Origin of the sequence: Kribbella sp. (assembly GCF_035655035.1) — a bacterium.
In the GTDB taxonomy this organism is placed as follows: Bacteria; Actinomycetota; Actinomycetes; order Propionibacteriales; family Kribbellaceae; genus Kribbella.
Genome location: NZ_DASRVN010000079.1, coordinates 1 through 9,480 on the forward strand (window position 1 = coordinate 1; position 9,480 = coordinate 9,480).

A 9,480-nucleotide genomic window follows, 5' to 3' on the forward strand; every position below is an offset into this window, starting at 1 on the left:
CCCAAAGTTGAGGGTAGGTTGCTCACGTGTTACTCACCCGTTCGCCGCTCGTGTACCCCGAAGGGCCTTACCGCTCGACTTGCATGTGTTAAGCACGCCGCCAGCGTTCGTCCTGAGCCAGGATCAAACTCTCCGTTGAAATCTATATGTCAACCACAGCAAACCGTGGAAAACAGACTACATTGAGTAGACCCTTTGAACATCAGAAACAAAACCATTACTGGCATGTCATCCGTTATATTTCAAAGGAATCCGCCACAGACAACAACCAACCCGCACCCAACCCTGAAACCAGGGGGGCTTAGGAAGATCGTTCAACGCCTGTGGACGGGGTTAATGCATCTTTCGGCATTGACTTTCGGCACGCTGTTGAGTTCTCAAGAATCGGACGCACACCGCAGCTTGGCCTTTCAGCCAGGCTCCCGGGGCAACCTGCGTTACTCTACCGGATCAGATCCACCGAGTCAAGACCCAGTTTTTCTCGATCCCCACCCGCGTCTTGCTGACCGACCCGAGTCCGAAGACACGTTCCGGCTAAGCTAGCCTTTGGGGGTTTTGGAGCGACCGGCCGCTTTCGCGTCCCGCGCCTCGCTTCCAACAAGAAGAACATTACGTGGCTCGCAGGTAGCCGGTCAAATCGGCTCCCGGTGGGCTGAATCACAGGCTTGTAATTTGCCTTCGGCAACCCGGATGTGGGAGTGGACATCAACCCCACCTCCGGGCGGCGACGAGTCCGTCAGCCCTGCGCCGGCGACGCCAGAACCCCTGCAAATGAACGCTTCCCGCGCCGCAGCACCAGCACGCCACCCGGCAGCAGGTCCTCCGCGGCCGGCACGTACTCCGCGTCCTTCACCTTCTCGTTGTTCAGGTACGCCCCGCCCTCGGACACCGTCCGGCGGGCGGCCGACTTGCTCGCGACCAGCCCGGACTTCACCAGGAGGTCGCCGTACGTCGGCATCTGTTCACCCGCGCCCAGCTCCACATGCGGTGCCTCGCGGAGGGCGGCGACGAGCGTGGAGCCGTCCAGCGACGCCAGCTCCCCCTGTCCGAACAACGCCTTCGACGCCTCTTGCACCCGCCGGGTCTCCTCAGCGCCGTGCACCAGCGTCGTGACGTCCTCGGCCAGTACGCGTTGCGCCTCCCGCGCCTGGGGCCGCTCGGCAGTTGCCTGCTCCAGCGCGGCGATCTCCTCCGCCGTACGGAACGTGTAGAACCGCACCAGCTGCATCACGTCGCGGTCGTCGCTGTTGAACCAGAACTGGTAGAACGCGTACGGCGTCGTCAGCTCCCGGTCCAGCCACACGGTCCCGGACTCGGTCTTCCCGAACTTGGTCCCGTCCGCCTTCGTGACCAGTGGTGTCGCCAACGCGTGCGCCTTGCCCTGGTCGGTACGGCGGATCAGCTCGACGCCGGCCGTCAGGTTCCCCCACTGGTCGCTGCCACCGGTCTGCAGCGTGCAGTTGTGCCGCCGGTACAGCTCCAGGAAGTCCAGCGACTGCAGCAGCACGTAGCTGAACTCGGTGTAGCTGATCCCCTGCTCCAGCCGCGCCTTCACCACCTCACGGCCGAGCATGCGGTTCACCGGGAAGTGCTTCCCGATGTCCCGCAGGAAGTCCAAGGTGTTCAGGTCCTTGGTCCAGTCGTAGTTGTTGACGATCCGCGCCGGGTTCGGCAGCGACTGGTCGAAGTCGATGAACTTCTCGACCTGGCCGCGCACCCGCTCGACCCACTCGTGGACCAGGTCCTTGGGGTTCAGCACCCGCTCGGAGGTCTCCTTGGGGTCACCGATCAATCCGGTGGCGCCACCAACGAGCCCGATCGGGTTGTGGCCGGCGAGCTGCAGCCGCCGCAGGGTCAGCAGCTGCAGCAGGTTGCCCATGTGCAGGCTGGGCGCGGTGGGGTCGAACCCGACATATGAGGTGATCGGCCCCGCCGCCATCGAGGCCCGGAGGGCGTCTGGATCGGTGGAGTGGGCGATCAGGCCACGGCTCTCCAGGTCGTCAAGCACCTGAGTGCGGCGTTCGGTCACTAGTTCTCTCCTCGAGTACGTCGGTCACCACTAGTGTCCCGTACGCGATGCAGCTTGAACGATAGCGGTGTCCAAGTGCGCCGAGGTGCGTGCCTGGGCGCCGATAGCGCCAAGCTGCATCGCGTACGGGACACTCATGTCCTGTACGGCGAGAACCGGCCGCTCAGGTGGTCTCGGGACGCGTGAGCACCGAACGGAGCTGCGCGCGGAGCGCGTGCCCGTCCGGCCCCTGCACCGTGACCGCCGTCGGCCGGTGCGGGTCGTGAGCGCCGGGGTCCGTGTTAGGCACCGGTAGACCGTGTGACAGCACCTGCTCGGCCGGGGTCAGCTGGCGGATCCCAATAGCGAGCACGTGGTCCGGGTGGGTCTGTGCGAAGTCGCCGTACAGCTGGGGGTCGTGCTGGCCGTCGTCACCGACCAGCACCCACCGCACCTTCGGGAACTCACGCGCCAGCCGGCGTAGGGCAGTCCTCTTGTGCTCTTGGCCGCTACGAAACCAGCCTGTGTTCGTAGGCCCCCAGTCCGTCATCAGCAACGGCCCCGGCGGGTACCCGTGCCGTTCGAAGAAGCGGGTCAGTGTCGGGGCCGTGTTCCACGCGCCTGTCGACAGGTAGAACATCGGCGCGCCAGGGTGGTCTGCAAGCAGCTCTTCGTACAGCCCTGCCATTCCTGGTACGACGCGGCGCGCCTGCTCGTCCCGGACGAACGTGTTCCAGGCCGCGATCAGTGGACGCGGCAGCATCGTCAGGATCACCGTGTCGTCGATGTCGCTGACCAGACCGAACGTCGCGTCCGGATCCGGGACGAAGATCCGCGCCCGCGCCTGCCGGTCGCCGTGCACGCCCAGGACGATCTCGTGCCAACCCGGGGGCAGCACCACCGGGACCGTCAGGTCGATGAAGCCGCCGCGGTCGGTGACGGCGTCGAACGTCTGCCCGTTGACGGTGACCGTGACCGGAACCTTCACAGCCGGCGCCGTGACGAACGCGCGCCAGCCCCGCACCACCTGGTCCTCGTCGTACCGCGGCTGGTTGCGTGGATCGCGACCGAGCACCACCCGCGCCAGGACGCGCACGAACTCGGTGTTGCCGTACCCGACCTGCGGGATGATCCGCTCCTGCCAGCCACGCCGCCGCAACACCGCCTGCACCCCGACGTTGAACCAGTCCTCGAGACGGGATGCGTAGTGCGGACGGGCCATGCCAGAAACCTACCCGGACCACGGGCCGCTAGTCGTCCTCCCCCGCGGTCCGTGGACAGCTTTGACGCGTCCTTCACGAACTGCCCGGGAAACTGTCGGGACCGTCTCCTACCGTCTACCCATGACCGCTATCGGAATGTGCTTCCCGCGTACCTATCCGGCCGCGCTCGTCACCGACGTGGCCCGCCGGCTCGACCAGGGTGGCGCGGACGAGCTGTGGATCATCGAGGACTGTTTCTTCACCGCCGGGCCGTCGCTGGTGTCGGCCGCGCTGACGTCGACCGAGCGGTTGACCGTGGGGCTCGGGATCGTTCCGGGAGTCGTACGGACGGCGGCCGTGACGGCGATGGAGTTCGCGACGCTCGAGGCCCTCGGGCCGGGGCGGTTCCTGCCGGGGATCGGTCATGGTGTGCAGTCGTGGATGGGGCAGATGGGTGTGCGGCCGAAGTCGCCGCTGACTGCGCTCGAGGAGGTCACGACGAGCGTCACGCGGTTGCTGCGGGGTGAGGAGGTCAGCTTCAAGGGCAAAGAGGTGTACCTCGACAAGGTGAAGCTGGACGCGCCGCCGGACGTGGTGCCGCCGATCCTGCTCGGCGTGCAGGGGCCGAAGTCGATGGCGCTCGCGGGGCGGGCCGCGGACGGGGTCGTGCTCGCGGAGCCGGCGACCGCGGCGTACGTGCGGCAGTCGGTGGAGTACGCCGGATCGCCCGAGGGGTTCGTGGTGGCGACGTTCACCGCGATGTGCGTGCGGGAGGAGCGGAAGGCGGCGTACGAGTGGACCGCGCCGTGGCTCGGGTGGCGGATCGCGGACCGCGCGCCGCAGGTGACCGCGTTGCCGTTCTTCGAGGAGCTGCGGAAGTTGTACGAGGCGTCCGGCGAGGCGGGGCTGGTCGGGATGCCGCGTGACTGGTGGACGGCGATCGGTGCGATCGGGACGGTGGAGGATGCGGCCGCGCACCTCGACGGGCTGGAGGCGGTCGGGGTGCAGCATGTCGGGCTGTTCCCGGATCCGGAGGTGGAGCACGGGCTGCCGCAGCTGGACTACGTGCTCGAGCTGGCGCGGCGCTAGTTAGGGGCGCTTCTTGGGGACGTGGGGGCGGTACGGCGAGACCGTGGGGTCGTTCGGGATCCAGAAGCGCCAGGGGCGGTCGGCGGCGTCGCGGAGGCCGACGCGGGGGCCGGTGGACGGTACGCCGTCGTAGCCGGGGCCGTCGAGGAGCTGGATGGGGGCGTTCTTCGCGAGCAGGTCGACACCGTTGCCTTCACGTCCGATGCCCAGGGCAACACACAGCCGGGCGGGGCCGCGAGCGAGGTCGCGGTCCGGGTTGGCCGGTAGGCGCTTGGCCACCGGTCCCGGTCGTATGCCGGCTGGGGTGGGACGTACACCCGGCGGGTCCTCTCGTACGTCCGCCTGGCGCGGGGTGGACTGGTTGAAGGCGGACTGTTGCGGGGTGGGGTGGCCGCGGCGGGCGCGGGCGAGGTCGAGGCCTTCGACGACCTCGCCGGCGCGGAGCAGGACGGCGGACGGTTTGCCGTCGGGGCCGGCGACCACGTTCATGCAGAAGTGCATGCCGTACGTGAAGTACACGTACAGGTGGCCGGGTGGGCCGAACATCACCTCGGTGCGGGCGGTCTGACCGCGATAGGCGTGCGAGCCGGGGTCGTTCGGGCCGTCGTACGCCTCCACCTCGGTCAGGCGGACCGCGACCGTTCCGTCTTCGGTGGTGCTGCGCAGCACCATCCCCAGTAGCTTCGGCGCCACTTCCAACACAGGACCAGCCAGAATAGAACGCCGCATGCGCAGCACCTTAGGCGACCGCTGGCCAAGCCGGCCCTCCGGCCGGTGTCTGTCAGGTGAGGCGGGTGGTGTGTTGGGTCAGGTGGGTGCGGAGTTCGGTTAGTTGGGCCGTGACCTGGGGTTGAGCGGTGCCGCCTCGGGTGTTGCGGGAGGAGAGGGAGCCTTGGACGGAGAGGACGGTGCGGACCTCGGGGGTGAGGTGGGGGGAGATCGCCGCCAGGTCTTCGTCGGTGAGGTCCCAGAGTTCGATGCCGCGCTTCTCGCATTCCTGGACGCAGGCGCCGGCGAGTTCGTGGGCGACCCGGAAAGGGACCTGCTGGCGGACCAGCCATTCGGCGATGTCCGTCGCCAGCGAAAAGCCTTGGGGAGCGAGTTCCTCGAGCCGCAAGGTGTTGAAGCGCAGCGTGCGGATCATCCCGGTGAACGCGGGCAGCAGCACCTCAAGAGTGTCGATGGAGTCGAAGACCGGCTCCTTGTCCTCCTGGAGGTCGCGGTTGTACGCGAGCGGCTGCGCCTTCAGCGTCGCCAGCAGGCCGCTCAGGTTGCCGATCAGCCGGCCCGCCTTGCCGCGGGCGAGCTCCGCGATGTCCGGGTTCTTCTTCTGCGGCATGATGCTCGACCCGGTCGAGAACGCGTCGTCCAGCTCGACGAAACCGAACTCCTTCGTCGCCCAGATGATCACCTCCTCGGCCTGCCGGGACAGGTCGATGCCGATCTGCGCGGTGACGAACGCGAACTCCGCGACGAAGTCCCGCGCCGAGGTACCGTCGATCGAGTTCGCCGACGAGTTCGTGAACCCGAGCTCCCGAGCGACGAAGACCGGGTCCAGCCCGAGCGAGCTACCCGCCAGGGCACCCGAGCCGTACGGCGAATCCGCCGCCACCCGGGCGTCCCAGTCGGCCAGCCGGTCGAGGTCCCGGATCAGCGGCCACGCATGCGCGAGCAACTGGTGCGACAGCAGCACCGGTTGCGCGTGCTGCAGGTGCGTACGGCCGGGCATCGCCACACCGAGGTGCCGTTCAGCCTGGTCGGCCAAAGTGTTCACCTGCTCCAGCACCAGCCGCCCGATGATCCGGCCGTGCTCGCGCAGGTAGCTCTTGAAGAGCGTCGCGACCTGGTCGTTGCGGGAACGACCGGCGCGCAGCCGACCGCCCAGCTCCGGACCGAGCCGTACCAGCAACCCGTGCTCCAGAGCGGTGTGGACGTCTTCGTCGGCATCGGCGGGCAGGAAGCGACCCGCGAGTACGTCGGCCAGCAGCTCGTCGAGCCCCGCGAGCATGGCGGTCAGGTCGTCGTCGGACAGCAGCCCCGCGCGGTGCAGCACCTTGGCGTGTGCCTTCGACCCGGCGATGTCGTACGGCGCCAGCCGCCAGTCGAACTGGGTCGACTTGCTCAGCGCCGCCAGCGCGTCGGCCGGACCACCCGAGAAGCGGGCTCCCCAGAGCGCGGTGTCCCGGGCGGCGTTCTCTGCACTACTCACAACAACGTCCTCTACTTCGGTTCGGAGCGGGCGGCCAGGGACAAGAAGCGGGCGGCCAGAGCCTGACCGCCGGTGGCGTTGCGGGAGACGACCATCACGGTGTCGTCGCCGGCGATGGTGCCGAGAACGTCGTCCAGCCCCACGTGGTCGATCGCCGACGCGAAGTACTGGGCCGCTCCCGGCGGAGTTCGGAGGATCACCAGGTTGGCGCTGCCCTCGGCGGACACGAGCAGCTCGGACGCGACCCGGGCCAGCCGCGCCTCGAACGCGGCCGCCTCGCCGGCCCGCGGCGTACGGTCACCGCCCTCCCCCGGTACGGCGTACACGAGCTGGCCCGTCGTGTCGCGGACCTTGACCGCACCGATTTCCACCAGGTCCCGCGAGAGCGTCGCCTGCCCGACTACCAGGCCGGACGCGGCGAGCAGGTCGGCCAGCTCGGTCTGCGACCGCACCGGCTGCCGCCCGAGCAGATCGACGATCCGCTGCTGCCGCGCGGTCTTGGTGGTCGGTACGGCGTAGCTCATCCCTTGAAGCTCCTTGCCAGCAGCCACGACAGCAGCGCCTTCTGCGCGTGCAGCCGGTTCTCGGCCTCGTCCCAGACGACCGACTGCGGTCCGTCGATCACGGCCGCCTCGATCTCCTTGCCACGATAGGCGGGCAGGCAGTGCAACACGATCGCATCCGGCTTCGCCTTGCCGAGCAGTTGCCCGGTCACCGCGTACGGCACGAACGGCGCCTCGCGCGAGGCAGCCTCGGACTCCTGGCCCATCGACACCCAGGTGTCGGTGGCAACCACATCGGCACCGTCCACGGCGGCAGCGGCGTCCGCGGTCCACGCAACGGATCCACCGGTCGACGCGGCGATCTCAGCGGCCCGGGACAGGATCGCCGGGTCCGGCTGGTACTCGGCGGGCGAACCGACCACCACGTGCATGCCGGCGGTCGCGCCACCGAGCAGGTACGAGTGCGCCATGTTGTTCGCGCCGTCGCCGAGATACACCAGCTTCAGACCGGCCGTCGCGCCCTTGTGCTGCCGTACGGTCTGCAGGTCGGCGAGGATCTGGCACGGGTGGAACTCGTCGGTCAGCGCGTTCACGACCGGCACCGACGACGCGGCCGCCATCCCCTCGATCCGCGTCTGCGCGAACGTCCGCCATACGATCGCCGCGACCTGCCGGTCCAGCACACGCGCGGTGTCCGCGATCGGCTCGCCGCGGCCGAGCTGCGAGGTCTGCGCGTCGATGATCAGCGGCGAACCGCCGAGCTCGGCGATCCCGACCGCGAACGAGATCCGGGTCCGGGTCGACGTCTTGTCGAAGATCACCGCCACGGTCTTCGGACCGGCCAGCGGCTTGTGCCCGTGCCGGTCCCCGGCGAGCTGTGCGGCCAGCGTCAGTACTTCGTCCTGCTCGACCGGCGACAGGTCGTCGTCCCGCAAGAAGTGCCGCACCATCAGATCTCCACCTTGTCGAGCAGCCCGGGGAGGGCCGCGACGAAACTGTCCGCGTCAGCCTTGCCGAGGATGTACGGCGGCGCCAGCCGCAACGCGTCGGCAATCGGATTGTTGACAATGAACCCGGCCTCGAGCGCGAGCGCCGCGACCTGGTCCGACACCGGCTGCGTCAGCTGGATCGCGAGCAGCAGCCCGCGCCCGCGGACGCCCTCGATCAGCGGATGGTCGAGTGCGGTCACCGCGTCCGTGAGGTGGTTGCCGATGGCATTCACCTGGTCGAGCAGGCCGTCCCGTTCGATCACGGTCAGCACCGCGAGGCCGGCGATCGCCGCGACCGGGTTGCCACCGAACGTGGTCCCGTGGTTCCCCGGCTGCAGCAGGTCCGCCGCCGCGCCGAGCCCGATGCACGCGCCGATCGGGATGCCCGCGCCGAGGCCCTTCGCGACCGTCACGAGGTCCGGCGTGATCCCGTCCTTCTCGAAGGCGAACCAGGATCCGGTCCGGCCGATCCCGGTCTGGATCTCGTCGATCCACAGCAGCGCGCCGTGCTCGGAGGTGATCCGCCGCGCCGCCTGCAGGTAGCTGTCCGGCGGTACGACGACGCCGTTCTCGCCCTGGATCGGCTCGAGGACCACCGCCGCCGTCTGGTCGTCGACGGCCGCGGCCAGCGCCTCGGCATCGCCGTACGGGACGAATTCGACGTCGCCGGGCAGCGGCGCGAACGCCTCCCGGTAGGCCGGCTTCCAGGTCACCGCGAGCGCGCCCATCGACCGGCCGTGGAACGCGCCGATCGTGGAGACGATCTTGGTCCGGCCGGTGCGCCGGGTGATCTTGAAGGCGGCCTCGTTCGCCTCGGTGCCGGAGTTCGTGAAGAACACCTTGCCTGTGACACCTTCTGGGGCATCGAAAAGGCCCAGCAGCTTCTCGGCGAGCGCGATCTGCGGCGCGGACGCGAAGAAGTTCGAGACATGCCCGAGCGTGGCGAGCTGCGAGGTGACAGCGGACACCACGAACGGGTGCGCGTGGCCGAGGCAGTTCACCGCGAGCCCGCCGAGCAGGTCGAGGTACTTGTTGCCGTCGGCATCCCACAGGTACGCGCCCTCGCCGCGGACCAGCACCCGCTTCGGCGCCCCGAAGGTGTTCATCAAGGCGCCCGCATAACGAGTGGTCAGCGCGGCCTGCGTGCCGTCGACGGTCAGCAGTTCACTCATCGACGTCCTCGCTTCGCTCCGGGCGCCGATGAGGCACGAGCGGGCTGTATTGAATGATGACCTCACTTCGTTCGGTCATGAGGGGATCACCTGGGTTCCACTTCCGGCGTCGGTGAAGATCTCCAGCAGCAGCGAGTGCGGCACGCGGCCGTCGATGACGGTCGCCCGGGACACGCCCGACTCGACCGCGCGCAGGCAGGCCTCCATCTTCGGGACCATGCCGGACGCCAGCGACGGCAGCAGCTCGGCCAGCTCGGCGGTGTCGATCTGGGTGATGATCTCGTCGCTGTCCGGCCAGTTGCGGTACA

The 9,480-nt window shown here is 68.6% G+C and carries 8 protein-coding genes, 1 rRNA gene and 1 pseudogene; 1 reads left to right on the top strand and 9 read right to left on the bottom strand.

All coding sequences use genetic code 11. The features are described 5' to 3' along the window. From VFF46_RS04945 to VFF46_RS04955, 3 genes are all read right to left on the bottom strand, one after another. A 16S ribosomal RNA gene (locus tag VFF46_RS04945) occupies positions 1–139 on the bottom strand; the annotation flags it as partial. A gap of 597 nt (positions 140–736) precedes the next feature. Next, the gene (gene tyrS, locus VFF46_RS04950) at positions 737–2,029 is read right to left on the bottom strand and encodes a tyrosine--tRNA ligase (protein WP_325035820.1); all 1,293 of its coding nucleotides are present in this window, start codon (positions 2,027–2,029) and stop codon (positions 737–739) included. 163 nt (positions 2,030–2,192) lie between these two features. Next, positions 2,193–3,230 carry an App1 family protein gene (locus tag VFF46_RS04955; protein WP_325035821.1) on the bottom strand — a complete coding sequence of 346 codons (1,038 nt, stop codon included), beginning with the start codon at positions 3,228–3,230 and terminating at the stop codon, positions 2,193–2,195. Between the two features lie 121 nt (positions 3,231–3,351). On the opposite strand from VFF46_RS04955, the gene VFF46_RS04960 reads away from it, so the two are divergent. After that, positions 3,352–4,299: an LLM class flavin-dependent oxidoreductase gene (locus tag VFF46_RS04960; protein WP_325035822.1), complete on the top strand. Its 948-nt coding sequence runs from the start codon at positions 3,352–3,354 to the stop codon at positions 4,297–4,299. Here the strand turns inward: VFF46_RS04960 and VFF46_RS04965 are convergent, their stop codons facing one another. The 6 genes and pseudogenes from VFF46_RS04965 to VFF46_RS04990 form a co-directional block, all read right to left on the bottom strand. Continuing rightward, positions 4,300–5,028, bottom strand: a complete 729-nt coding sequence (locus VFF46_RS04965; protein ID WP_325035823.1) for a DNA-3-methyladenine glycosylase — start codon at positions 5,026–5,028, stop codon at positions 4,300–4,302. A gap of 52 nt (positions 5,029–5,080) precedes the next feature. After that, on the bottom strand, positions 5,081–6,508 hold the full coding sequence (gene argH / locus VFF46_RS04970) for an argininosuccinate lyase (RefSeq protein ID WP_325035824.1): 1,428 nt from the start codon (positions 6,506–6,508) through the stop codon (positions 5,081–5,083). A gap of 11 nt (positions 6,509–6,519) precedes the next feature. After that, the gene (locus VFF46_RS04975; RefSeq protein WP_325035825.1) at positions 6,520–7,032 is read right to left on the bottom strand and encodes an arginine repressor; all 513 of its coding nucleotides are present in this window, start codon (positions 7,030–7,032) and stop codon (positions 6,520–6,522) included. Beyond that, positions 7,029–7,961 (bottom strand): ornithine carbamoyltransferase, encoded by a 933-nt coding sequence (gene argF / locus VFF46_RS04980; RefSeq protein WP_325035826.1) that lies wholly within the window; start codon positions 7,959–7,961, stop codon positions 7,029–7,031. The genes VFF46_RS04975 and argF overlap by 4 nt, the downstream gene beginning before the upstream one ends. After that, on the bottom strand, positions 7,961–9,172 hold the full coding sequence (locus tag VFF46_RS04985; protein ID WP_325035827.1) for an acetylornithine transaminase: 1,212 nt from the start codon (positions 9,170–9,172) through the stop codon (positions 7,961–7,963). The genes argF and VFF46_RS04985 overlap by 1 nt, the downstream gene beginning before the upstream one ends. A gap of 75 nt (positions 9,173–9,247) precedes the next feature. Then, a pseudogene (locus tag VFF46_RS04990) lies at positions 9,248–9,480 on the bottom strand (acetylglutamate kinase); the annotation flags it as partial.

Bases quoted from the DNA above. Each gene is read 5' to 3' on its own strand.
- VFF46_RS04955 (WP_325035821.1), bottom strand. From the start codon at position 3,230: ATGGCCCGTCCGCACTACGCATCCCGTCTCGAGGACTGGTTCAACGTC.
- VFF46_RS04960 (WP_325035822.1), top strand. From the start codon at position 3,352: ATGACCGCTATCGGAATGTGCTTCCCGCGTACCTATCCGGCCGCGCTC.
- VFF46_RS04965 (WP_325035823.1), bottom strand. From the start codon at position 5,028: ATGCGGCGTTCTATTCTGGCTGGTCCTGTGTTGGAAGTGGCGCCGAAG.
- VFF46_RS04975 (WP_325035825.1), bottom strand. From the start codon at position 7,032: ATGAGCTACGCCGTACCGACCACCAAGACCGCGCGGCAGCAGCGGATC.
- argF (WP_325035826.1), bottom strand. From the start codon at position 7,961: ATGGTGCGGCACTTCTTGCGGGACGACGACCTGTCGCCGGTCGAGCAG.
- VFF46_RS04985 (WP_325035827.1), bottom strand. From the start codon at position 9,172: ATGAGTGAACTGCTGACCGTCGACGGCACGCAGGCCGCGCTGACCACT.